Genomic DNA, 23,078 nt, shown 5'->3' on the forward strand with positions numbered 1-23,078 from the left:
GCGTATTAACCATCCAACCTGAGCACCGCAAGGAAGGCTTCTTGTGGAATTTCCACATTACCCACTTGCTTCATCCGTTTTTTACCAGCCTTCTGCTTTTCCAGCAGCTTGCGCTTACGGCTCACATCGCCGCCGTAGCACTTGGCCAATACGTTCTTCCTGAGCGCTTTAACCGTCGTACGCGCGACAATCTGCCCGCCGATCGCGGCCTGGATCGCCACATCGAACATCTGCCGCGGGATCAACTCTTTCATCTTCTCGGTCAATGCACGGCCTTTGTAGTGCGCATTGTCACGGTGCACGATCAGCGCCAAGGCATCGACCTTGTCGCCATTGATCAGTACATCCAGCTTGACCAGGCTGGCCGACTGATAGCGATCGAAGTGGTAGTCCAGCGAGGCATAGCCGCGGCTGGTGGACTTCAGACGGTCGAAGAAGTCCAGGACCACTTCGTTCATCGGCAAATCGTAGGTCACTTGAACTTGAGTACCGAGGAACAGCATGTCGTGCTGCACGCCTCGCTTTTCGATACACAGGGTAATGACGTTACCCAGGTGCTCCTGCGGAACCAGAATATTGGCCCGCACGATGGGTTCGCGCATGTCTTCGATCGCCGACAGATCCGGCAACTTGGACGGGTTATCGACGTAGATCGTTTCGCCGGTCTTGAGCAGCAACTCGAAGATTACCGTCGGCGCGGTGGTGATCAGATCCAGGTCGTACTCGCGCTCCAGGCGCTCCTGAATGATCTCCATGTGCAGCATGCCGAGAAACCCGCAACGGAAGCCAAAGCCTAGGGCATCGGAACTTTCCGGGGTGTATTGCAGGGAAGAGTCGTTCAGCGTGAGCTTTTGCAGGGCTTCACGGAAGTCTTCGAAATCGTCGGAGCTGACCGGGAACAGGCCGGCGTAAACCTGCGGCTGAATGCGCTTGAAGCCGGGCAGCACGTCGACATCCGGCGTCGAGCTCAAGGTCAGGGTGTCGCCCACTGGCGCGCCATGAATGTCCTTGATACCGGCGATGATGAAACCTACTTCACCGGCTTTCAGGTCAACGGTAGCGGTGTGTTTCGGGTTGAATACGCCGACGCTGTCCACCAGATGGATCTTGCCGGTGGATTTGACCAGGATCTTGTCGCCCTTCTTCACGCGGCCGTGGCGCACGCGCACCAGCGAGACAACGCCCAGGTAGTTGTCGAACCAGGAGTCGATGATCAGCGCTTGCAGCGGGTCTTCGATGTTGCCGGTCGGTGCCGGAATGGTGTGCACCAAGCGCTCGAGCACTTCGTCGACGCCCAGACCGGTCTTGGCACTGCACTCGACCGCGTCGGTGGCATCGATGCCGATGATTTTTTCGATTTCTTCTTTGACGCGCTCTGGATCGGCCTGCGGCAGGTCGATCTTGTTCAGCACCGGCATGACCTCGAGGCCCTGCTCGATGGCGGTGTAGCAGTTGGCGACCGACTGCGCCTCAACGCCCTGACCGGCATCGACCACCAGCAACGCACCTTCACAGGCCGCCAGCGAGCGACTGACTTCATAGGTGAAGTCGACATGGCCCGGGGTATCAATGAAGTTAAGCTGGTAGGTAATACCGTCTTTGGCTTTGTAATACAGGGTAACGCTGTGGGCCTTGATGGTGATCCCGCGCTCACGCTCCAGGTCCATGGAGTCCAGAACCTGAGCTTCCATTTCGCGCTCGGCCAGACCACCGCACATTTGAATGAAGCGGTCAGCCAGGGTCGACTTGCCATGGTCAATGTGGGCGATGATGGAGAAATTACGGATATGACTCAGGTCACTCACGGATCAACACTCAAAAAGGCCGCAGGCAGATTGCCCGCCGAAAAATAGCCGGGAAGTGTACCCGATCAGCGCCTGGGGCGTCACGTTTAGCTGCCGACCGGCACCCATGAAAAAGGGCGATCAAGACCGCCCTTTGTGCTTATCTGGCTGATTTACTCAGCCAAACCTACTCGGCCAGTTTGAAGGTAATGAAGCTGGCCCGCCCTTGGCGCAGAACACGCATCGAGACCGAACGGTTCTTCGGCAGAGCCTGGGCCACATCGGTGAAGGTCTTGGCAGAGTCAATCGCCTGATTATTCAGATGAGTGATCACATCGCCTGGACGCAGACCGATCAGCGCAGCCGGGCCATCCAGCACTTCCTTGATAACCACGCCACCCTTGAGGTCAAGGCCCTTCTTCTCCTCGGCGGTCAGTTCAGCCACCCGAACACCCATCCGGTTAACATTGCGCTCGGCCCCCGGAGCACCGCTGGCAGACAGCTCTTCGCCCTCGGCCGGCAAGGCCCCGATAGTCATCTCCAGCGTCTTGCGGGTGCCCTCACGCACCACTTCGAGGCTGGCCTTGGCGCCCGCCTTCAAGCCACCCACCAGATGCGGCAGATCGGCAGACATGATGATCGGTTGACCGTTGAGGCTGAGAATCACGTCACCGACCTGCAAACCACCCTTGGCTGCCGGACCGTCTTCCAGCACCTGCGCCACCAGGGCACCCGCCGGCTTATCCAGACCGAAGGACTCGGCCAGGTCTTTATTGACCTCCTGAATCACCACGCCCAGCCAGCCACGACTGACCTTGCCTTCGGTTTTAAGCTGGTTGGCCACATCCATCGCCACATCGATCGGAATGGCGAAGGACAAGCCCATGAAACCGCCCGAACGGGTGAAAATCTGCGAATTGATGCCAATCACCTCACCCGCCAGGTTGAACAGCGGGCCACCGGAGTTGCCCGGATTGATCGCCACGTCGGTCTGGATGAACGGCACATAGCTTTCGTTCGGCAGACTGCGACCCTTGGCGCTGACGATGCCGGCGGTCACCGAGTGATCGAAGCCGAACGGTGAGCCGATGGCCAATACCCAGGCACCGACCTTGAGATCGTTCGACTTGCCCAGCTTGACGATCGGCAGGTCTTTGCCTTCGACCTTCAGCAGCGCCACGTCGGTACGCGGATCAGCGCCAATCAATTTGGCTTCCAACTCGCTGCGGTCGGACAGGCGAACGATGATTTCGTCGGCGCCGCTCACCACATGGTTATTGGTCAGGATGAAACCATCGGACGAAATGATGAAACCCGAACCCAATGATTGCGCTTCACGCTGGCGACCACCATTACCCGGCGCACGTGGCACTTGCGGCATGTTGCGCTCGAAAAACTCACGAAACATTGGCGGCAGGCCTTCCAGATCAGGCATTTGCTGCTGACCATCAGTGGCTACCCGCTCAGGCACCTTCTGCCGGGTACTGATATTCACCACGGCCGGCGCAGCATCTTCGACCAACTCGGTAAAGTCCGGTAATTCAGCATGCGCGATAGCCGTCTGCCCCAGCAGCAACAGCATGAACAGCGCAGACCAACCAGATTTCAGGCTAAGCATCGACATTCAGCTCCCATCCAGAACCAGCAAGATAAACTCAGAACGAGCCGCAAGACCCGGCGAGCAGGGCGTGCAGCTCATGGGCCGCAACGCAAGAGTGCCTGCGTCGCGTCGGCACCGCCAACACCACACAAACCAGATCAAGGCGAGACCACCCAGACCTGCAAACAACCCAATCCCCATCAGCTTCCGGCACTCGGCGAGCATGCTCGCCGCGAACCTTCCCAAGGGTGGCAATAGTAGCCAGTCAGGAAACAGAAAAACCTTGCACAGCCTCGATCATGGCGTGGCTTGCGCCTCACCGGCCCGCATCGACAGCGCAACGCGCTCGGCGGTGCCCAAGGGAATTTCGCCGATCACGGTAACCATTACGTCGCCACCGGCCATCGAGATGCGCCTGGACACTGCCGCGGTGGGGCCCAACTGACTGCGCGCGTCATCGACTGCAGCGCCGTGCAGTGGCTCGAGGAATACTGAAAAGCTGGCCAGACCATCGCCATACATCAAACAGGCGACAGGCTCGGACGAAGCCGGGCTGCGCCGCTGCAACACACTATTTAAATTGAAGCCCGGTGGCAGCCACTCCGAACGCCAGGCGTTCGACTCCACGGCTTTCGCCGCGCTGAAATGCACGGGTTGGCAGTCGGCACTAGGTTTCAACGCACCATCGAGCGGGGGCGTGGTATCCAGACTGGAGAACTGAAAACGTTCGAGCAACTGCCCCTTCTCATTCAAGAGCAGGGACTTCAACGGCAGGCCGGTTTCACGATCCAGGTGCAGCTCAAAGCCATAGCGATGCTGATCACGCGGCAGAATCGCCAGCACCACAGCGGCACGCCCCGCCACTCGGGACTCGCCGATGATGCGCAGGTCATACCACTCCGCCAGTTGCTTGGGATCCAAGGCTCGGGCCGGCCACGTCGGACTATCAGACACCTGATCAGCCAAAGCACCACTCACGCACTCGGCTCGGCCATTCACCCGCAACACTTCCTGAACCGGGCCATCCAGCTGCAGCAAGCGCTCGCGCACTTCGCCCTCACCCGAGCTGTCTACCCGATGCCAGATACTGTGAGTGGAAAAACTGCCGTTACGCTCGTAGACGAACGTACCTTGAAAGTTTTGCCGCTGCTCCGCCTCGGCGAGACGGTTCAGCCAATCTTGCGCATCAGCCGCATGCACTGGCTGGGTCAGCCAACTACCCAGCAGAAAAAAGAAAGGGATGGCGCGCATGATCCTCCTTAGCGGTTTTCCAGGCTGGCGGCGCGAGCGTAAGGCAAGACGCTATCCGTACCACTCATGGCCGCCTGCTGCGCATGTTGGCGCAAGTAGGTCGGTAGACGCTGTTCGTGCCAGCTCAATTTAGCCTGCCGAGAGTCATTCGCCCGCGAGGCTTGAGTCGGCTCTACACCCTCACTATAGCCAGCCAGCAAGGCTGCGCCCTGCATCTGTGGCATCGCCAGCGTTGGCTGAGCGCCCTGCTGAGCCAACTGGGTACCGAGCACCTCGTCCTGATTGTAGAGGCGCACACCGGCCAGCACCGCCACGGTAACCGAGGCCGCCACAGCCAAACGCCCAAGACTGCGCCAGCGGGATGGCAGCCCGGCAGCAGGTGCGACAGCCGGAACCGCCTCATCTGCCAACGCCGCCGCAACCGCCGCCGCGATATCCAGTCGCGGTTCGAGCAGCTCTTTGTGCATGACCGCACGAGCGATGTGGTAACGCGACCAGGTGGAGCGCAACTCCGCGTCATCGCTGGCGCTGAGCACACGACGCAATTCCAACTCATCCGCCTCGTTATCCATTACCGCGGACAGCGATTCCTGCAGGGCTTCACGACTCATGGCGGTTCCTCTCTTGGCTAACGCCGCTGTCTCAAGTTTCCTGCAACAAAGGTTGCAGGACTTTATCAATTGCTTCTCGCGCTCGGAAAATACGTGAGCGCACAGTCCCGACCGGGCATTGCATGACGCTGGCAATGTCCTCGTAACTCAAGCCGTCGAACTCGCGCAAGGTCAAGGCCGTACGCAGATCTTCAGGCAGCTGCTCGATGGTTCGATGCACCGCGTGCTCGATCTCATCGCGCAACATCAAGCGCTCGGGTGATTCGATGTCCTTGAGCGCATGATCGCCCTCATAGAACTCCGCATCCTCAGCACTTACATCACTCTCTGGCGGCCGCCGACCGCGCGACACCAGATGATTCTTCGCCGTATTAATGGCGATGCGGTACAGCCACGTATAAAAAGCGCTGTCTCCGCGAAAGTTAGCCAGTGCTCGATAAGCCTTGATAAAGGCCTCTTGGGCAACATCCTGAGCTTCGTGAGGATCGTGCACAAAGCGCACTATCAACCCGAGAATCTTGTGCTGATATTTCAGCACCAACAGATCGAAAGCCCGTTTGTCGCCACGCTGCACCCGCTCGACCAACTGCTGATCATCTTCCTGGGTTAGCATGAACACTCCTCGTTGAATTCGGAGGGATGCTGCACCAGCAAGTGAATCGTCTTGCCAAGATAGACTCGGGTCTTGCGCAAAAGTTCTCCCCCTCCAAACAAGCTTCCGCACAAGTACGCATCTGTCTTGCACGGAATCGCGCAGCGCGACATAAAAGCCGGCTGCGCGGATAATCTTGTCACCGGTTTTCGGCACAGCGAGCGGGCACAAAATGCACCACGGCCACTCCAGCAAAAACGGTGTTGTCCTCTTCTAGGCAACCGCCTATGGAACCTGGGAGACTAAGAAAGTTCCCAAACGCCATACCCAGTCATAAGCCCGCTATTGTGCCGCCGCCCCCACCTATATACTAGTGGCCGCTTTTTGCGGAATTCGAACATGAGCCAACATTTCCAGCACGACGTCCTGGTCATCGGTAGCGGTGCAGCCGGCCTGACTTTAGCCCTCACCCTGCCCGCTCATTTGCGCATCGCGGTGCTGAGCAAAGGCGACCTGACCAACGGTTCGACCTACTGGGCACAGGGCGGCGTAGCGGCTGTGCTGGACAATGCCGATACCGTCGAGTCGCATGTCGAGGACACCCTGAACTCCGGCGCAGGGCTGTGCCGTGAAGACGCCGTGCGCTTTACCGTGGAGCACAGCCGCGAAGCGATCGAATGGCTGATCGCGCAAGGCGTGCCTTTCACCCGCGATGATGAAACCGCGCGCGAAGACGGTGGCTTCGAGTTCCACCTGACCCGCGAGGGCGGCCATAGCCACCGACGCATCATTCACGCCGCCGACGCCACCGGCGCGGCCATCTTCAACACCTTGCTGGCACAAGCCCAGCAACGCCCGAACATCGAACTGCTGGAACAGCGGGTCGCGGTCGACCTGATCACCGAGCGCAAACTCGGTTTATCCGGGCAAAACTGCCTTGGCGCCTACGTCCTCAATCGCGCCAGCGGCGAAGTCGACACCTATCGCGCGCGTTTCACCGTGCTGGCCAGCGGAGGCGCCTCCAAGGTGTACCTGTACACCAGCAACCCGGACGGCGCCTGCGGCGATGGCATTGCCATGGCCTGGCGTGCGGGTTGCCGCGTCGGCAATCTGGAGTTCAATCAATTCCACCCGACCTGCCTTTACCACCCCAAGGCCAAAAGCTTTCTAGTGACCGAAGCCATACGTGGCGAGGGCGGGCTGCTCAAGTTGCCCAATGGCGAACGCTTCATGCAGCGCTTCGACCCACGGGCCGAACTGGCCCCGCGCGATATCGTGGCGCGGGCCATCGACCACGAAATGAAGCGCCTCGGTGTCGACTGCGTGTACCTGGACATCAGCCACAAACCGGCGGAGTTCATAAAGGCGCACTTCCCAACCGTCTACGAGCGCTGCCTGGACTTCGGCATCGACATCACCCGCGAAGCGATTCCGGTGGTTCCGGCCGCGCATTACACGTGCGGCGGCGTGGTCGTCGACCAGCACGGACACACCGATGTACCGGGCCTTTATGCGATTGGTGAGACCAGCTTCACCGGCCTGCATGGCGCCAACCGGATGGCCAGCAACTCGCTGCTGGAATGCTTCGTCTATGCCCGTTCGGCAGCGACCGACATTCTCCAGCAGCTGCCCCATACCCCGGAGCCGCAAGCGCTGCCGAGCTGGGATGCGAGCCAGGTCACCGATTCCGACGAAGACGTGATCATTGCGCACAACTGGGACGAGTTGCGGCGTTTCATGTGGGACTACGTCGGCATCGTGCGCACCAACAAGCGCCTGCAGCGCGCCCAGCACCGGGTACGCCTGCTGCTAGATGAAATCGACGAGTTCTACAGCAACTACAAGGTCAGCCGCGATCTGATCGAACTCAGGAACCTGGCGCAGGTGGCCGAACTGATCATCCAGTCGGCCATGCAACGCCACGAGAGCCGTGGCCTGCATTACACCCTGGACTACCCGGACCAGTTGCCTGAAGCCCAGGACACTATTCTGGTGCCGCCCATCTACGCCGTGTGAACTTCAGTCGCACGCGCAAGCGCCGATGCAACTCTGGCGCCAGCGCATCGCGCGGCACACACAGGCCGCGCACCCGCCACTCGTCGGCCAGACGAAAGCGCAGCACCACCAGCAATGGTAAAGCCAGGCTATCGGGACGCAGTTGAACCGCTTGCCAGCCCTTCTGCGCACTCCACAACTGCCAACCGTCGGCGTCATGGCGCAGACCGCGAAACGCCGTCGCATGACTGAGCAGAATCTGCCGCGGCAACACCCAGGCACCGTGCGCCAGGCACGCCAGCAGCCCGAGCGCCTGCGCCCAGAGTGGGAGGTCCGCGAAAACCAGCGCCCCCAGCGCCACGACCTGTGCCGCCAGATAGGCTGCCAGCAGCAGCCGCGAGGCGCGCCAGCGGCACTCGAAGACCTTACTTGGGCTGGACACGGTCCAGAATCATCCGAACCATGCGCCGCAGATCGGCGTCTTCCGGCTCGCCGCGCTGCATGAACCAGCCAAACATGTCCTGATCCTCGCACTCCAACAGCTTGCGATAGCGCTCCCGGTCCGCCTCGTCGAGGTTGGGATACACCTCTCTGACAAAGGGCACCAGCAGCACATCCAACTCCAGCATGCCGCGACGGCTGTGCCAAAAGAGTCGGTTGAGTTCAATAGCGTCGACCATGCGAGCGGCTCCTTCAAAATAGGCCGGCAGTATAACGGCGCCGACCGCTCACCGGCACCCGCTGACAAGCTCATGGCTGCACTCTATGATGAGCCCCCAGACTTTTGACTCAGCGATTCTCAATGGCCGCCTCCGCTTTTTTCTGCACGCTGTCCCATGAGGGCGTTCTCGCCGTCCGCGGCCCCGACGCCAGCAAGTTCCTCCAAGGCCAGTTGACCTGCAACCTCAACTACCTCGACCCGCACACCGCCAGCCTCGGCGCCCGCTGCACGGCAAAAGGCCGCATGCTGTCGAGCTTTCGCATCCTCACCGATGGCGACGGCTACCTCCTGGCGCTGGCCAGCGAACTGCTCGATGCCCAGGTGAGCGATCTGCAGAAGTACGCGGTATTTTCCAAGGCCAAGCTCAGCGATGAAAGCAGCCACTGGGTACGCTTCGGTCTGAGCGGCGCCGATGCGTTGCTGCTCGAACTGGGCCTGGAGCTGGCGCCACACGCCGATCATGTCGCACGCGGCAATGGGTTGATCGCCATCCGCCTGGCCGATGGCCGCGCCGAACTCTGGGCTCCAGCCAGTACCCACGCCGCCCTGCAAGCGCGTCTCGCCGAGCACCTGCCACAAGCGCCGCTCAATAGCTGGCTGCTCGCCCAAGTGCGCGCCGGCATTGGCCAGGTGGTAGGCGCTACGCGCGAGCTGTTTATCCCGCAGATGCTGAATTTGCAGGCCCTCGGCGGCGTCAGTTTCAAGAAAGGTTGCTACACCGGCCAGGAAATCGTCGCGCGCATGCAGTACCTGGGCAAACTCAAGCGGCGCCTGTATCGCTTGCGCCTGGACGCCGATGAATTACCGGCGCCAGCCACCGAACTGCACTCCCCGGTCCACCGCTCGGGCGTTGGCGAAGTGGTGCTGGCCGCGCATGCGGAACAGGGTATCGAGCTGCTCGCCGTGCTACAGGAAGATGCCGTGAACGACGGCCGTATCTTCCTCGAAAGCGCAGAAGGCCCGGCGCTCACACTCTTGGAACTGCCCTACACGCTGGACTCCAACCGCGAGATCCAACGCTAACCCACTTACTCAATCAGGCAGCCTGGCCTCCAGGCGCCACCGCTTGCAGAGAACATTCCATGAGCAAACTTGCCGACAAAGTCCAACAGGAACTGATTCAGGCCATCGACAACGACGAACTGGTACTGCCTACCCTGCCGGAAGTGGCACTCAAGGTTCGCGAAGCCGCGGAAAACCCGGATATCAGCATCCCGGCCCTGAGCAAGGTGATCGGCAACGATGCGGCACTGACCGCGCGCATCATCAAGGTGGTGAACAGCCCGTTGCTACGCACCAACAAGGAAATCACCGACCTGCAGATGGCCATCAGCCGTCTGGGCATCAATTACACCTGCAACCTGGCCACCGGCCTGGCGATGGAACAGATGTTCCAGGCGACCTCCGATGTGGTCGACCGCAAAATGCGCGAAGTGTGGAATAAAAGCACCGAAATCGCCGGCATCAGCCATGTACTCTGCCGCCACTACACCCGCCTGCTGCCCGATCAGGCGACCCTTGCCGGCTTGGTCCATCAAATCGGCGTGCTGCCAATCCTGACCTACGCCGAGGAACACGATGAGCTGCTGTCCGACTCCATCAGCCTCAACCATGTGATCGAGCAGATCCATCCGATCCTTGGCGAAAAAATTCTCCGCGCCTGGGACTTTCCCGAGCTGATCGCCATGCTGCCCGGCCAATACCTGGACTTCACCCGCGATTCGGCCAAGGTCGATTACGTCGATATCGTGCAGGTCGCCACGCTGCAGAGCTACCTGGGCAGCGAGCACCCGTACACGCAGCTGGACTGGAGCAAAACCCCCGCCTTCGCCAAGCTCGGCCTCGACCCGAACGCCGATTTGCAGGCCGATGAAGACCTTTCCGCCGCCATGGAAGCGGCGATGAGCATGCTCCAGTAACACCTCAGCAGGCCGAGTGAGTACCTGCCGAGGCGCCCAGCCCGCAGGCACTTTCACTCGGCCGCAGGCGCAAGCGGCCAAATGCCACTAGACTGAGTCGCAGCTCGGCAAGGGAATTCCAGCATGCGCCCATTGCTTCTGTGCCTCGGCCTGCTTTTCGGTGCCTCGTTCAGCAGCCAATCGGTTGCCGATGAAGTGCACCTGACCAACGGTGAGTGGCCGCCCTATCTCGGCCAGCACCTGCCCCATCACGGCATCGCCTCACGCATAGTCGCCGAAGCCTTTGCCCTGGAAGGCATTCAGGTGCAGTGGGAATTCTACCCCTGGGCCCGCGCACTGATGCTGGCCGAGCGCGGCAAACGGGCCGGCACTGCGGTCTGGTTGCGCAGCCCGCAACGCGAACAAACCTTTTTCATCAGCGAACCGGTGATCGACAGCGGCTATTACCTGCTCCATCGCAAGAGCATGGTTTTCGACTGGCAGCGGGTCGCAGACCTGCAGGGGCTGAAAGTCGGTGGCACCAATGGCTATGACTATGGCCAGTCGTTCCAGCAGGCCGAAACCGCAGGGCAACTGCAAGTACGCCGACTGAACAACGACGAATTGGGTTTACGCCAGTTGCTGGCCGGGCGCATCGATGTATTTCCGGTAGACAAGACGGTCGGCTTCGACCTGCTTTACCAACGCTTCAGTGCCGCCGAACGAGCACAGCTGAGCTTTCACCCCAAGCCCTTGCGCAGTGACTCCTTGCACCTGATGCTGTCGCGCACGGTACCCGGCAACGCCGAGTTGATCGAACGCTTCAACCGTGGCCTCAAGCAGTTGCGCGACAGCGGTAAAGTCGCCCAATACCTGTTCGAAGCCCGGCAGCCGCTGAGCCTTACGCCCTGATCAGCGGGCCTCGGGCGGAAACTCCACCCGTACCCGCAAGCCACTCGGCAGCACATCATGCAGGCTGATGGTAGCCAGATGCGCGCGACAGATTTCCCCGACTATCGCCAAGCCCAGGCCGGCACCCGTGCCCTGTGCATGGCGTCGGTAAAAGCGCTCGAAGACCTTTTCACGCTCTCCCAGGGGTACGCCCGGGCCATCATCCTGCACCTCCAGCACCCCGGGTTCCAGCACCCGCAGGATCACAGTACCGCCGTGCGGCGTATGCGCCAGGGCGTTATCCACCAGGTTGCAGAGCAGCTCATTGAGCAGCGTCGGCTCGCCGCGCAGCCACACCGGCTGCTCAGCCTCCAGCGCCAATGAAACCCCGCGCGCATGGGCCAGCGGGGCCAGCGCCAGGCCCAGTTCGCGGGCCAACTGACTCAGGTCGATACGCTGCGCGCCCCCCTCGGCGATGGCCCGCGCACCGCTTTCGATCCGTGCCAGCGACAGCAACTGGTTGGCCAGCAGGGTTAGCCGATCGGTGTTCTGTGCGGACTCTTCCAGGGTGCTGCGCCAGACCTGCGGGTCCTGCGCCCGCAGGCCCAACTCAAGCCGCGCCTTGAGCGCCGCCAAAGGTGTGCGCAGCTCGTGGGAGGCATCGGCGATGAATTGCGCCTGACGCTCGAACTGCTCACGCAGGCGTTCGGTGAAGTGGTTCAGTGCCGCCACCAACGGCTTCAATTCGCGCTGCACGCTGATCAGCGGCAACGCGCGCAAGTCATCGGCCTGACGCTCTTCCACCGCACTGCGCAGGCGGCCGAGCGGACGCAGCGCGGCGCTCACGGCAAACCACACCAGCACCAGCGCACAGATGCCCAACAGGCCCAGACGCCAGAGCACATCGGCCATCAGGCCACGGGCCATGCGTTCGCGCGCCTCTTCGGTTTCCGCCACACGGATTTCCGCCATGCCGTTCATATTCGGCTCGCTGACCGGCTGCAACAGGCTGACCACGCGTACGTCCTGGCCCAGGTATTGCCCATCATAAAACCGCGCCAACGCCGGATAATCATTGGTGCGCGGCGTATTGGGCGGAGGCCCTGGCAGGTTCTCGTAACCGGAAATCAGCTTCTGATGAATATCCGTCACCTGGTAATAGATACGCCCGGCACTGTCGTAAGCGAAGGTGTCCAGCGCCACGTAGGGCACGTCGGCACTGAGGCTGCCGTCTTTCTCGGAAAGTCCGGCGGCAATCGCCCGGGCCGAGGCCAGCAGGGTTCGATCGTAGGCGGTGTCGGCCGCCTGGCGGCCATTCCAGTAGGCGCTCAAACTGCTGATCAGCAGCAATACCGTCAACAGCGCCGCCAGACGCCGCAACAACCGCCCCCGCAGGCTGCCGGCTTCGGGGTGCGCCATCAAGCATTCCCCCCATTGCGACGGGACCTGATGACGCTCAGTAATTGATGGCACGGCCTAACCACCGATGGCCTCCAGCAGGTAACCCAAACCGCGGAACGTGACGATGTGTACGCGACTGCCTTCAAGCTTCTTGCGCAGGCGATGAACGTAAATTTCGATGGCATCGGAGCTGGCGTCTTCATCCAGACCAAACACCTGAGCCGCCAACTGCTCCTTACTCATCACCCGGCCCGGGCGCGCGATCATGGCTTCCAGCACCGCTTGCTCGCGCGAGGTCAGGCTGAGGAGGTCGTCGCGCAAACTGAAACGCCGGGTGCCCAGGTCGTAAACCAGCTCGCCGCAACGCTGCTGTTGCTCACCGCCAAGTACGCTGCGGCGCAGCAACGCCTTGACGCGCGCCTCCAGCTCGCTGAGTTCGAAGGGTTTGGCCAGGTAATCGTCGGCCCCCAGGTTCAGCCCATGCACGCGGTCTTTGACTTCGCTGCGGGCGGTCAGCATCAGCACCGGCAGTGTCTTGCCACGCCCACGCAAACGCGCCAGAACCTCGAAACCGTCCATGCGCGGCAAGCCGATATCGAGAATCACCAGCGCATACTCCTCGCTGCTCAGTGCCAGGTCAGCGGCCACGCCATCGTGCAATACGTCCACTGTCCAACCGGCGCTTTTCAGCGCCTGAGCCACGCTTGCCGCCAGTTGCGGATGGTCTTCGACCAGCAGAATTCGCACCGCCACCTCCACCAAAGTCCGAGTCAAGGCCGCTGTCGCAGGCTGTATCGGCAGCACCATTCGAGGGCAGGAGTTTACAGGCGCAGCGCGCCCTGTGAATCGCCGAAATGCCAGTGACTACCCGCGAGAAAAACTCTGGGGCAGTGAAAGCCTGGTGAAAGCTTGACCCATTAGCATCGATTTCGGGTGGCTCGAACCACCCACCAGAACGGTTCGCACAGTGGTGTGCGGCCGTTACAAAAACAACAAATGGATACCACCACGATGCTGCCAGCTTCCCGTCAGGCACTGCTGCCTGTTCATCTGCTTAGCCTAGCCGTTACCGCTGCCCTGCTCACGCCCACTGCATACGCCGATTTCATCGACGACAGTTCGGCCAGCCTGGAAGCCCGCAACATTTACCTGAACCGCGACTTCCATGATGGCGCCGGCCAATCCAAGCGCGACGAGTGGGCGCAGGGGTTTATCCTCAACCTGCAATCGGGTTACAGCGAAGGTGCCGTCGGCTTTGGCGTCGACGCCCTCGGCCTGCTCGGGATCAAACTGGACTCCAGCCCGGATCGCGCCGGCACCGATTTGCTGCCGGTACACGACGACGGTCGCGCCGCCGATGAGTACTCCAGCCTCGGTTTGACCGGCAAAGTGAAAGTCTCCGCCACGGAGCTCAAGTTCGGCACCCTGATTCCAGAATTGCCGACCCTCAAGCCCAGCGATGGTCGCATCCTGCCGCAAACCTTTCAGGGCGCGCTGCTGACCTCCCAGGAACTGGACCAGTTGACCTTCACCGGTGGCCGCTTGAACCAGGTGAAAGACCGCAGTTCCAGCAACAACGAAGACCTGGCGCTGAACAACAAGAACCACCGTTTCGCCACCGCCGCCACCGCCGACCATTTCAACCTGGCCGGCGCCGACTACCAATTCAGCGACAGCGTGGTCGGTCGATATCACTTCGCCGAACTGGACGACATCTATCGCCAGCACTTTATCGGCCTGCTCGCCAACCAACCACTGGGGGCCGGCACCTTCTCCACCGATCTGCGCCTGTCGCTCAGCGCTGACCAGGGCGCGGCCAATGCCGGCACGATCGACAACCAGGCGCTCAACGGCATGTTCAGCTACGGCCTGAACGGCCACAAACTGAGCCTGGCCTACCAGCGCATGGGCGGCGACACCGGTTTCGCCTATGTCGATGGCAGCGACCCGTTCCTGGTCAACTTCGTGCAGATCAACGACTTCGCCAACGCCGACGAACGCTCCTGGCAGGCTCGTTACGACTATGACTTCAGCAAACTTGGCCTCCCCGGCTTGAGTTTCATGAGCCGTTACGTCAGCGGCGACAACGCCCAAGTGACCGGCAGCAACGAACGCGGCACTGAATGGGAGCGCAACAGCGAGGTCAAGTACGTGGTGCAAACCGGCGCGCTCAAGGATGTTGCCGTGCGCCTGCGCAACGCCACTTACCGCTCCAGCTTCGCCCGAGATGCCGATGAAGTACGCCTGATCGTCAGCTACGCACTGCCAATTTGGTAACCCACAATAAGAAGCGAGAGGAACAGCCCATGAAAACTGTATTTACCCGCATCGCCCTCACGGCATCCTGCCTGGTCTTCGCCGGCCAACTGCTGGCAGCCGAACCCAAACGACCTGAGTGCATTGCCCCCGCCGCACCCGGCGGCGGTTTCGACCTGACCTGCAAGCTCGCACAAAGCGGCCTGCTGAACGCCAAGCTGCTGAACAAACCCATGCGCGTCACCTACATGCCCGGCGGTGTCGGCGCGGTGGCCTATAACGCCGTGGTCGCGCAGCGACCGACCGATGGCAACGCCATTGTCGCCTTCTCTTCCGGTTCGCTGCTCAACCTGTCGCAGGGCAAGTTCGGCCGCTTCGACGAAAACGCCGTGCGATGGCTGGCGGCGGTCGGCACCAGCTATGGCGCTATCGCCGTGCGCAGCGATTCGCCGTACAAGAACCTCGACGACCTAGTCAAAGCCCTCCAGGAAAACCCGGACAACGTGGTGATCGGCTCCGGCGGCACCGTCGGCAGCCAGGACTGGATGCAGACCGCGCTGATCGCCCGCGCGGCCGGCATCGACCCGCGCAAGCTGCGTTATGTCGCCCTCGAAGGCGGCGGTGAGATCGCCACCGCCCTGCTCGGCGGGCATATCCAGGTCGGCAGCACCGACATCTCCGACTCCATGCCGCATGTGCAAAGCGGTGGCATGCGCCTGCTCGCGGTGTTCGCCGAAGAGCGCCTGCCGGAAGCGGCGATGGCCAACATCCCGACCGCCAAGGAACAGGGCTACGACATCGTCTGGCCGGTGGTGCGCGGCTTCTACCTCGGGCCAAAGGTCAGCGACGCCGAGTACAACTGGTGGAAGGACGCCTTTGACAAACTGCTGGCCTCCGATGACTTCGCCAAACTGCGCGACCAGCGCGAACTGTTCCCCTTCGCCATGACCGGCCCGGAGCTGGATACCTACGTGAAGAAGCAAGTCGCCGACTACAAACTGCTGGCCAAGGAATTCGGCCTGATCCAGTAAGCGTCCGCGCTGGCCGCTCATGCCCCGCAACTTTCAAGTCGGGCATGACCGACCAGCACGCTCCTCTGCCTGCCCCCGCGAGGACTTCCCATGCTTTTCCAACGCTTGTTCACCCTGAGCGGGCTTATCGCCTGTGCGCTGCTCGCCGTGTTCGCCTGGCAATACCAGACGGCCTTCTCCTACGAGCCAGTCGGCCCACGCGCTTACCCGTTGCTGATCCTCGGCCTGAGCGCGATCGGCCTGATCTACCTGACGATCCGCCCGACCCGCCTGAGCACAGGGCACGACGACCACCCGCTGGACAATGCCACGCTGCGCAAGATCGGCCTGTGCATCGTCCTGCTGCTGGCCTATGCCGCCCTGTTCGAGCCGCTCGGCCTGATCATCAGCAGCACCCTGGTCGGTTTCGGCCTGGCCATGCTCTATGGCGCGCCCAGGAAACCGGCGCTGCTGGTCAGCCTCGGCCTGGCTATCGGGCTCTACCTGCTATTCGACAAGGTACTCGACGTACCGTTGCCGCTGGGCCTGCTCAGCGTGCTGGAGTGATGACATGGATACCTTAAGCTTGCTCGGCCAGGGGTTCGGCGTGGCCATGACCCCCTACAACTTGACCGCGGCCCTGATCGGCACCTTTATCGGCACCATCGTCGGCCTGCTACCCGGCCTGGGCCCGATCAATGGCGTCGCGCTGTTGATTCCCGTGGCCTTCGCCCTCGGCCTGCCGCCGGAATCGGCGCTGATCCTGCTTGCCGCCGTCTACCTCGGCTGCGAATACGGCGGCCGCATTTCCTCGATTCTGCTGAACATCCCCGGCGAAGCCTCGACCCTGATGACCACGCTCGACGGTTACCCGCTGGCCCGCCAGGGCTTGGCTGGCGTGGCGTTGTCGCTCTCGGCCTGGAGCTCGTTCATCGGTGCCTTCATCGCCATCATCGGCATGGTCCTGTTCGCCCCGCTGCTGGCGAAATGGGCGATTGCCTTCGGCCCGGCGGAATACTTCGTGCTGATGGTCTTCGCCATCGTCTGCCTCGGCGGCATGGCTGGCGACAAGCCGGTGAAAACCCTGGTTTCGGCGCTGCTCGGGCTGTTCCTCGCGACGATCGGCATCGACGCCAACAGTGGTGTGTACCGCTTTACCGGCGACAACGTCCACCTGGCCGACGGCATCCAGTTCGTGGTTCTGGTATTGGGCCTGTTCTCGGTCAGCGAGATCCTCCTGATGCTGGAAAAAACCCATCATGGGCAACAGGCGATCAAAGCCAGCGGCCGCATGATGTTCAACGTCAAGGAAGTCACCTTCACCTTCATGACCACCCTGCGTGGCGGCCTGATCGGCTTCGTCTTCGGCGTACTGCCGGGCGCCGGTGCGACCGTCGGCAGCGCGGTGGCCTATATGAGCGAGAAAAACCTGATCGGCGCCAAGGGCAAGTTCGGCCAAGGCGACATGCGCGGCCTGGCCGCCCCGGAATCGGCCATCGGCGCCTGCGCCTGCGGCAACCTGATTCCCATGCTGACCCTCGGCGTACCGGGTTCCGGCACCACCGCAGTGATGCTTGGCGCGCTGTCGCTCTACAACATCACCCCCGGGCCGCTACTGTTCCAGAACCAGCCGGATATCGTCTGGGGCCTGATCGCATCGCTGTTCATCGCCAACGTCATGCTGTTGATCCTCAACGTGCCGATGATCCGCGTCTTCACCAGCATCCTCAGCGTACCGAACTGGGCGCTGGTGCCGCTGATTGCGATCATCACCTCGATCGGCGTCTACGCCGTGCATGCGACGACCTTCGATCTGCTGCTGATGGTTGGTATCGGGGTATTCGGTTACGTCTTGCGCAAGCTGGATTTCCCACTCTCGGCGCTGCTGCTCGGCTTTGTGCTGGGCGGGTTGATGGAAGACAACCTGCGCCGCGCACTGTCGATCTCCAACGGCAACCTGGAGATTCTCTGGGCCAGCCCGATCAGCATCGGTTGCTGGGTGCTGGTGCTGGCCATGTTGGTGCTGCCGATCGTCCGTATCCTGCGCAAGCGGGCCGCCCTGCGTCGCGAGTTGGCGAATGACTGAAAGAACCTGGCATGACTACTGGGGAACGCCGCTGGTCGGCCTGGCCGGCGGCTACCTGGCCAGTCTGGTCGGCTGGCCACTGCCGTGGATGATCGGCTCGTTGCTGGCGGTGATTCTGCTGCGCTGCCTGGGCGGCTGGCAGTTGGCGGAAGTGCCCGGCGCGCGCCAATGCGGGCAATGGATCATCGGCATTGGCATCGGCCTGCACTTCACCCCGGCAGTGCTCGAACAGGTGCTGGCGCACAGCGGCATCATCCTGCTCGGCGCGCTGCTGACCACCCTCTCCTGCCTGATCGGCGTCTCGCTGCTGCGCCGCACTGGCGAGGATCGCGCCACCGCGTTCTTCGCCAGCATGCCCGGCGGCGCCAGCGAAATGGTCAACCTCGGCGCCCGCAACGGCGCCAGCGCCAGCCGGGTCGCGGCTGGGCAGAGCCTGCGCCTGTTGCTGGTGGTACTCAGCGTGCCGGCGTTGTTCCAGTGGTTGCTAGGTGACGGGGCGCCCATGCATCAGGCCACCACGCTGGACTGGCGCTGGTTGGCCCTGCTGTTCCCCTGCGGCGCGCTGGTGGCGCTGGCCTGGCAACGTCTGCGCCAACCCAACCCCTGGCTGCTCGGCCCGTTGGTGGTCAGTGCGGCGATCAGCCTCGGTTTCGACCTGCAACTCGGCCTGCCCGGCTTCGCGAGTGCGCTGGGGCAATGGTTGATCGGTTGCGCGCTGGGTTGTCACTTCGACCGCTCGTTCTTTCGCAGTGCGCCCGCGTTTATAGCGCGCACGTTGCTGGCGACCTGCTTGATGATGCTGTTCGCCGCGCTTGCCGCCGAAGTGCTGAGCCGGCTTGGCGCGCTGGATCAGCAGTCGCTGATGCTCGGCATGATGCCCGGCGGCATCGCCGAACTCAGCCTGACCGCCGCAGCACTGCAACTCTCGGTGCCGCTGGTGACGGCGTTGCAGGTACTGCGCTTACTGCTGGTGCTGTTTCTCGCCGAGCCGATCTTCAAACTTTGGCAACGGCTCGACAAGACCACCCTTTAGCCCGCCTTGCGCGGGCTCTTTTTGTCGTTAGCCATCAGTACGCGCCAGCGCTCAGACACTCTCCGGCAACCGCCAGTCGATCGGTGTGAGGCCGTGCTGCGCGAGGAATTTGTTGCTGCGACCAAAGTGGCCATTGCCGATAAAACCGCGATGGGCGGACAACGGCGAAGGGTGCGGCGAGCGCAGGACCAAGTGCTTGGTGGTGTCGATCAGGCTCTCCTTCTTCTGCGCATGGGCGCCCCAGAGCAGGAAAACCAGGCGCGGCTGATGGGCACTGACCGCTTCGATGACCCGGTCGGTGAACTGCTGCCAGCCCTTGCCCGCGTGCGAGCCGGCGAGCGCGCGCTCGACGGTGAGCGAGGTATTGAGCAGCAGCACGCCCTGCTCCGCCCAACTCTGCAAGTAGCCATGGGCGGCGATGTCGATGTTCAGGTCGCGCTTCAATTCCTTGTAGATGTTCACCAGGGACGGCGGGGGGACCACCCCCGGCTGCACCGAGAAGCACAAGCCATGGGCCTGGCCGGGACCGTGATAGGGGTCCTGGCCGATGATCACCACCTTGACCTGGTCCAGCGGCGTCGAATTGAGCGCATTGAAGATCAGCGGTCGCTGCGGATAGATCTCCTTGCCGGCCGCCGCCTCGCTGCGCAGAAACTCGCTGAGTTCACGCATATAGGGCTTTTCGAACTCCTCGCGCAGGGCGTTTTTCCAACCCGCTTCGAGCTTGATACGGTCATCCGCGACGTTCATCCATCCCCCAACCCTGAGTGCAAACAGAAACGGCACGCTAGAGAAGCGACATGGGCAAGTCAAGGCCAGCACTGATGCCGCACCATCACGCCATTGGATGCTGATTGCCGTTGCCCGCGCACCGGCCAAGACTGCTGTTGAGCCCCTACCGGAGAGATGCCATGGACAGCGCGCAAACGATGACCCGCGCACGCCTGGAGGACGCCTTGCAACACTCGCCGTTCGCCCAGCTGATCGGCTTTCAACTGACTGAGTACGCACCCGGGCAGATCACCCTCGAGGTACTGCCACGGCATGAACTGACCCAGCACCACGGCTTCGTCCACGGCGCGGTGGTGGGCTTCATGATCGACAGTGCCTGCGCCTGGGCCGCGGCCTCGGTGGTCGGCGACGTAGTGACCTCGGAATACAAGGTCAACCTGTTGGCCCCGGCCATCGGCGAAAAACTGATCTGTCGCGGCACCGTGATCAAGGCCGGCCAGCGCCAGGTGGTGACCCGCGCCGACGTGTTCGCCGTGCGCGACGGCCAGGAAAAGATCATCGCCACCGGCCTGGCGACCATCGCCAGGGTCTGACGATCTCCCGCGGGAGCGGGCCATGCCCGCGATCTCTTGATGTTCGCGGGCATGGCCCGCTCCTACGTCCTCCCACTACCCCTGATGCAGGGCCCGGTAATGACTGGGCGCCATGCCGACGACCTTGCGGAACAGACGCGAGAAGTAATACACGTCCTCGTAGCCCAACTGCTCGGCAACCTGGCTGATAGCCTGTTCGCCCTCATCCAGCAGGCGGCACGCGTGGGCCATCTTCAGCCGGATAAAATCCTGAATCGGCGCATAGCCGGTCAGCGCGCGATACGTCTTGGCAAAGTGGAAACGCGACAATTTGAACTGCGCCGCCAACTGGTCGAGGTTCAGCGCGCCGTGCAGGTGGGCGCGCATCACCGCCTGCACCGCATCCACGTCCAGCACCCGCCCAGACTTCAGCGTGGCCCGCGCCGGCAGCACCGCCAGCGAGGTCAGCAGCACCTGCAACTGGTGCGCGGCCAGAATGAAATGCGGCAGGCTCAGACCCTGCCGGCGCACGCCAAGCAGCGCATCGAACTCCGCCAGCAGCCGCGGCTGCACGCCAATTCGCCAGACCGGGCCCTTGCCCAGCGGGCGCATGAACTCCGCCGCCAGGTCGCCCTCGAAGTGCACCCAATACAGCGTCCAGGGCCGGCGAGCGTCCGCGCCATAGGCATGCGCCCGCTCCTTTGGCAGCACCATCAAATCACCGCCACCGACCTCGAATCGTCCATCTTCGGTTTCCAACCAACCCTGGCCAGCACGGCAGTAGAGCAGCAGATGATCCTCCGGCTGCGGGCGACTCATGCGATGCCCGTAAGCCTCGGGATAAAACCCCAACGCCACCGGATAGCAGCCCATTGCCAGCGGGTGACGGGCCAACGCCCGACGCAGGCGCGGTGGCGTGATAAAGCGCACGCCATTGGCGGGCAGTGGCCAATTCGAGGTTTCGACGCTGCGGATCACCCGTTTCCGTCCTTGCCGGCGGCGGAGCCTGACCATGATCGATCCCAAGATCGTCCATCCCACGGACAAGATCGTCAATCCCCTGCTCGTTAGACAATCGCTATAACTACTACAACCCTTCAGCCCGTGGAGAAGCGCGATGAACAAGGTCATGCTGCAGTTGATTGCCGGCGAGTGGCGCGAAAGCCGGTCCCGCGAGTTGATCGAGGTGACCGACCCGGCGACCCAGGACGTGCTGGCCCTGGCGCCCAAAGCCACCCACGAGGAAATCGAAGCCGCCATCGCCAGCGCCAAGGAAACCTTCCTCGAATGGCGTGAAGTGCCGGTCTCCGAACGGGCGCGGCTGATGCTGCGCTACCAGCACCTGCTCAAGGAACACCACGACGAGCTGGCGGAAATCCTCGCCAAGGAAACCGGCAAGACCTTCGCCGATGCCAAGGGCGACGTCTGGCGCGGCATCGAAGTCGTCGAACAGGCCGCCAACATCGCCAGCCTGATGATGGGCGAAACCGTCGAGAACGTGGCTCGCGGCATCGACACCGCCAGTTGGAGCCAGCCGCTCGGCGTCTGCGTCGGCATCACCCCGTTCAACTTCCCGGCGATGATTCCGCTGTGGATGTTCCCGCTGGCCATTGCCGCCGGCAACACCTTCATCCTCAAGCCTTCCGAACAGGACCCGATGACCCCCAATCGGCTGGCCGAACTGTTTATCCAGGCCGGCGCCCCTAAAGGCGTGCTGCAAGTGCTGCACGGTGGCCGCGAACAAGTCGACGCCCTGCTCACCCACCCGGATATCCGCGCCATCTCCTTCGTCGGCTCGGTGCCGGTGGGCCAGCATATCTACCGCACCGGCACCGCCCACCTGAAGCGCGTGCAGGCCTTCGCCGGGGCCAAGAACCACATGGTGATCATGCCCGACGCGAACAAGGAGCAGGTTCTGAGCAACCTGGTCGGCGCCAGCTGCGGTGCCGCCGGGCAACGCTGCATGGCGATCAGCGTGGCGGTATTCGTCGGTACCGCGAAAGACTGGCTTCCCGAACTGGCCGGACAAATGGCCGAACTGCGCCCCGGTAACTGGAATGACCCGCAGGCCGCCTACGGCCCGCTGATCAGCCAGCAGGCCAAGCAACGGGTGCAACGGCTGATCGCCGAGGGCAAGGCCGAGGGTGCCGAATGCCTGCTCGATGGCAGCCAGTGCACAGTGCCCGGCTACCCGAATGGCAACTGGCTCGGCCCCAGCCTGTTCCGTGGCGTGACCACCCGGATGAGCCTGTACCGCGAGGAAATCTTCGGCCCGGTGCTGGTCTGCATGGAAGTCGAGAGCCTGGCAGACGCGATCAAACTGATCAACGACAGCCCCTACGGCAACGGCACCTCGATCTTCACCGGTTCGGGCGGCGCCGCGCGGCACTTCCAGCACGACATCCAGGTCGGCCAGGTTGGCATCAACGTGCCGGTGCCGGTACCGCTGCCGTTCTTCTCCTTCACCGGCTGGAAAGGCTCGTTCTACGGCGACCTGCACGCCTATGGTAAACAGGCCGTGCGCTTCTACACCGAGACCAAGACCGTCACCAGCCGCTGGTTCGATGACGGCCCGTTGAGCGCCGGGGCGCCGGCCGGACCGAACATGACCATTCAGCTGAAGTAGGCTGAGGCATTGGAGCACC

General features: G+C 62.3%; 22 protein-coding genes. 11 read left to right on the forward strand and 11 right to left on the reverse strand.

Features of this window, described 5'->3' with window-relative positions:
• Positions 1-5 precede the first annotated feature (5 nt).
• The 5 genes from lepA to rpoE form a co-directional block, all read right to left on the reverse strand.
• Positions 6-1,805, reverse strand: coding sequence for a translation elongation factor 4 (lepA, locus tag AC3IYG_RS17160; protein WP_489310432.1), 1,800 nt, complete (start codon positions 1,803-1,805; stop codon positions 6-8).
• Between the two features lie 166 nt (positions 1,806-1,971).
• Complete coding sequence (locus AC3IYG_RS17165; protein WP_489313943.1) at positions 1,972-3,402, reverse strand: DegQ family serine endoprotease; 1,431 nt, start codon at positions 3,400-3,402, stop codon at positions 1,972-1,974.
• Positions 3,403-3,681: 279 nt separating this feature from the next.
• Positions 3,682-4,635, reverse strand: a complete 954-nt coding sequence (locus AC3IYG_RS17170; protein WP_489310434.1) for a MucB/RseB C-terminal domain-containing protein — start codon at positions 4,633-4,635, stop codon at positions 3,682-3,684.
• An 8-nt stretch (positions 4,636-4,643) separates the two neighbouring features.
• The gene (locus AC3IYG_RS17175) at positions 4,644-5,246 is read right to left on the reverse strand and encodes a sigma-E factor negative regulatory protein (RefSeq protein ID WP_489310436.1); all 603 of its coding nucleotides are present in this window, start codon (positions 5,244-5,246) and stop codon (positions 4,644-4,646) included.
• 31 nt (positions 5,247-5,277) lie between these two features.
• Positions 5,278-5,859: an RNA polymerase sigma factor RpoE/AlgU gene (gene rpoE, locus AC3IYG_RS17180; RefSeq protein ID WP_489310438.1), complete on the reverse strand. Its 582-nt coding sequence runs from the start codon at positions 5,857-5,859 to the stop codon at positions 5,278-5,280.
• 378 nt (positions 5,860-6,237) lie between these two features.
• On the opposite strand from rpoE, the gene nadB reads away from it, so the two are divergent.
• A complete protein-coding gene (gene nadB, locus AC3IYG_RS17185; RefSeq protein WP_489310440.1) occupies positions 6,238-7,854 on the forward strand; it encodes an L-aspartate oxidase in 1,617 nt (538 codons plus the stop codon).
• On the opposite strand, the gene AC3IYG_RS17190 is transcribed toward nadB, so the two are convergent.
• Positions 7,823-8,275, reverse strand: coding sequence for a protein YgfX (locus AC3IYG_RS17190; protein ID WP_489310442.1), 453 nt, complete (start codon positions 8,273-8,275; stop codon positions 7,823-7,825). The genes nadB and AC3IYG_RS17190 overlap by 32 nt on opposite strands.
• Complete coding sequence (locus AC3IYG_RS17195; RefSeq protein ID WP_489310444.1) at positions 8,259-8,513, reverse strand: FAD assembly factor SdhE; 255 nt, start codon at positions 8,511-8,513, stop codon at positions 8,259-8,261. Before AC3IYG_RS17195 ends, AC3IYG_RS17190 begins: the two co-directional genes overlap by 17 nt.
• Positions 8,514-8,635: 122 nt before the next feature.
• On the opposite strand from AC3IYG_RS17195, the gene ygfZ reads away from it, so the two are divergent.
• From ygfZ to AC3IYG_RS17210, 3 genes are all read left to right on the forward strand, one after another.
• On the forward strand, positions 8,636-9,577 hold the full coding sequence (gene ygfZ / locus AC3IYG_RS17200) for a CAF17-like 4Fe-4S cluster assembly/insertion protein YgfZ (protein ID WP_489310446.1): 942 nt from the start codon (positions 8,636-8,638) through the stop codon (positions 9,575-9,577).
• A 59-nt stretch (positions 9,578-9,636) separates the two neighbouring features.
• On the forward strand, positions 9,637-10,473 hold the full coding sequence (locus tag AC3IYG_RS17205) for an HDOD domain-containing protein (RefSeq protein ID WP_489310448.1): 837 nt from the start codon (positions 9,637-9,639) through the stop codon (positions 10,471-10,473).
• Positions 10,474-10,596: 123 nt separating this feature from the next.
• Positions 10,597-11,364: a substrate-binding periplasmic protein gene (locus tag AC3IYG_RS17210; protein WP_489310449.1), complete on the forward strand. Its 768-nt coding sequence runs from the start codon at positions 10,597-10,599 to the stop codon at positions 11,362-11,364.
• On the opposite strand, the gene AC3IYG_RS17215 is transcribed toward AC3IYG_RS17210, so the two are convergent.
• Both AC3IYG_RS17215 and AC3IYG_RS17220 read right to left on the reverse strand, forming a co-directional pair.
• Complete coding sequence (locus AC3IYG_RS17215; protein ID WP_489310451.1) at positions 11,365-12,762, reverse strand: sensor histidine kinase; 1,398 nt, start codon at positions 12,760-12,762, stop codon at positions 11,365-11,367.
• 57 nt (positions 12,763-12,819) lie between these two features.
• Positions 12,820-13,491 (reverse strand): response regulator, encoded by a 672-nt coding sequence (locus tag AC3IYG_RS17220; RefSeq protein ID WP_489310453.1) that lies wholly within the window; start codon positions 13,489-13,491, stop codon positions 12,820-12,822.
• A gap of 264 nt (positions 13,492-13,755) precedes the next feature.
• On the opposite strand from AC3IYG_RS17220, the gene AC3IYG_RS17225 reads away from it, so the two are divergent.
• The 5 genes from AC3IYG_RS17225 (at position 13,756) to AC3IYG_RS17245 (ending at position 19,129) form a co-directional block, all read left to right on the forward strand.
• Positions 13,756-15,021, forward strand: coding sequence for an OprD family porin (locus AC3IYG_RS17225; protein WP_489310455.1), 1,266 nt, complete (start codon positions 13,756-13,758; stop codon positions 15,019-15,021).
• Between the two features lie 29 nt (positions 15,022-15,050).
• Positions 15,051-16,031 carry a Bug family tripartite tricarboxylate transporter substrate binding protein gene (locus AC3IYG_RS17230; protein ID WP_489310457.1) on the forward strand — a complete coding sequence of 327 codons (981 nt, stop codon included), beginning with the start codon at positions 15,051-15,053 and terminating at the stop codon, positions 16,029-16,031.
• Between the two features lie 90 nt (positions 16,032-16,121).
• Positions 16,122-16,577 carry a tripartite tricarboxylate transporter TctB family protein gene (locus tag AC3IYG_RS17235; protein WP_489310459.1) on the forward strand — a complete coding sequence of 152 codons (456 nt, stop codon included), beginning with the start codon at positions 16,122-16,124 and terminating at the stop codon, positions 16,575-16,577.
• A 4-nt stretch (positions 16,578-16,581) separates the two neighbouring features.
• Positions 16,582-18,096, forward strand: a complete 1,515-nt coding sequence (locus tag AC3IYG_RS17240; protein ID WP_489310460.1) for a tripartite tricarboxylate transporter permease — start codon at positions 16,582-16,584, stop codon at positions 18,094-18,096.
• Positions 18,089-19,129 carry an AbrB family transcriptional regulator gene (locus AC3IYG_RS17245; protein ID WP_489310464.1) on the forward strand — a complete coding sequence of 347 codons (1,041 nt, stop codon included), beginning with the start codon at positions 18,089-18,091 and terminating at the stop codon, positions 19,127-19,129. The genes AC3IYG_RS17240 and AC3IYG_RS17245 overlap by 8 nt, the downstream gene beginning before the upstream one ends.
• Positions 19,130-19,180: 51 nt before the next feature.
• On the opposite strand, the gene ung is transcribed toward AC3IYG_RS17245, so the two are convergent.
• On the reverse strand, positions 19,181-19,879 hold the full coding sequence (gene ung / locus AC3IYG_RS17250) for a uracil-DNA glycosylase (RefSeq protein WP_489310466.1): 699 nt from the start codon (positions 19,877-19,879) through the stop codon (positions 19,181-19,183).
• A gap of 161 nt (positions 19,880-20,040) precedes the next feature.
• Here ung and AC3IYG_RS17255 point away from each other — a divergent pair, with 161 nt between their 5' ends.
• Positions 20,041-20,454 (forward strand): PaaI family thioesterase, encoded by a 414-nt coding sequence (locus AC3IYG_RS17255; RefSeq protein WP_489310468.1) that lies wholly within the window; start codon positions 20,041-20,043, stop codon positions 20,452-20,454.
• 75 nt (positions 20,455-20,529) lie between these two features.
• On the opposite strand, the gene AC3IYG_RS17260 is transcribed toward AC3IYG_RS17255, so the two are convergent.
• The gene (locus tag AC3IYG_RS17260) at positions 20,530-21,411 is read right to left on the reverse strand and encodes a helix-turn-helix transcriptional regulator (protein ID WP_489313944.1); all 882 of its coding nucleotides are present in this window, start codon (positions 21,409-21,411) and stop codon (positions 20,530-20,532) included.
• Positions 21,412-21,550: 139 nt separating this feature from the next.
• Between AC3IYG_RS17260 and AC3IYG_RS17265 the strand changes: the two genes are divergently transcribed.
• The gene (locus AC3IYG_RS17265; protein ID WP_489310470.1) at positions 21,551-23,059 is read left to right on the forward strand and encodes a CoA-acylating methylmalonate-semialdehyde dehydrogenase; all 1,509 of its coding nucleotides are present in this window, start codon (positions 21,551-21,553) and stop codon (positions 23,057-23,059) included.
• The last annotated feature ends 19 nt before the right edge of the window (positions 23,060-23,078 follow it).

This window comes from Pseudomonas sp. KH_027 (assembly GCF_057838565.1).

Excerpts from the sequence above, each read along its gene's own strand:
- AC3IYG_RS17165 (WP_489313943.1), bottom strand. The coding sequence starts at position 3,402 with ATGCTTAGCCTGAAATCTGGTTGGTCTGCGCTGTTCATGCTGTTGCTG.
- AC3IYG_RS17170 (WP_489310434.1), bottom strand. The coding sequence starts at position 4,635 with ATGCGCGCCATCCCTTTCTTTTTTCTGCTGGGTAGTTGGCTGACCCAG.
- AC3IYG_RS17175 (WP_489310436.1), bottom strand. The coding sequence starts at position 5,246 with ATGAGTCGTGAAGCCCTGCAGGAATCGCTGTCCGCGGTAATGGATAAC.
- rpoE (WP_489310438.1), bottom strand. The coding sequence starts at position 5,859 with ATGCTAACCCAGGAAGATGATCAGCAGTTGGTCGAGCGGGTGCAGCGT.
- nadB (WP_489310440.1), top strand. The coding sequence starts at position 6,238 with ATGAGCCAACATTTCCAGCACGACGTCCTGGTCATCGGTAGCGGTGCA.
- AC3IYG_RS17195 (WP_489310444.1), bottom strand. The coding sequence starts at position 8,513 with ATGGTCGACGCTATTGAACTCAACCGACTCTTTTGGCACAGCCGTCGC.
- ygfZ (WP_489310446.1), top strand. The coding sequence starts at position 8,636 with ATGGCCGCCTCCGCTTTTTTCTGCACGCTGTCCCATGAGGGCGTTCTC.
- AC3IYG_RS17205 (WP_489310448.1), top strand. The coding sequence starts at position 9,637 with ATGAGCAAACTTGCCGACAAAGTCCAACAGGAACTGATTCAGGCCATC.
- AC3IYG_RS17210 (WP_489310449.1), top strand. The coding sequence starts at position 10,597 with ATGCGCCCATTGCTTCTGTGCCTCGGCCTGCTTTTCGGTGCCTCGTTC.
- AC3IYG_RS17215 (WP_489310451.1), bottom strand. The coding sequence starts at position 12,762 with ATGGCGCACCCCGAAGCCGGCAGCCTGCGGGGGCGGTTGTTGCGGCGT.
- AC3IYG_RS17225 (WP_489310455.1), top strand. The coding sequence starts at position 13,756 with ATGCTGCCAGCTTCCCGTCAGGCACTGCTGCCTGTTCATCTGCTTAGC.
- AC3IYG_RS17230 (WP_489310457.1), top strand. The coding sequence starts at position 15,051 with ATGAAAACTGTATTTACCCGCATCGCCCTCACGGCATCCTGCCTGGTC.
- AC3IYG_RS17235 (WP_489310459.1), top strand. The coding sequence starts at position 16,122 with ATGCTTTTCCAACGCTTGTTCACCCTGAGCGGGCTTATCGCCTGTGCG.
- AC3IYG_RS17240 (WP_489310460.1), top strand. The coding sequence starts at position 16,582 with ATGGATACCTTAAGCTTGCTCGGCCAGGGGTTCGGCGTGGCCATGACC.
- AC3IYG_RS17245 (WP_489310464.1), top strand. The coding sequence starts at position 18,089 with ATGACTGAAAGAACCTGGCATGACTACTGGGGAACGCCGCTGGTCGGC.
- ung (WP_489310466.1), bottom strand. The coding sequence starts at position 19,879 with ATGAACGTCGCGGATGACCGTATCAAGCTCGAAGCGGGTTGGAAAAAC.
- AC3IYG_RS17255 (WP_489310468.1), top strand. The coding sequence starts at position 20,041 with ATGGACAGCGCGCAAACGATGACCCGCGCACGCCTGGAGGACGCCTTG.
- AC3IYG_RS17265 (WP_489310470.1), top strand. The coding sequence starts at position 21,551 with ATGAACAAGGTCATGCTGCAGTTGATTGCCGGCGAGTGGCGCGAAAGC.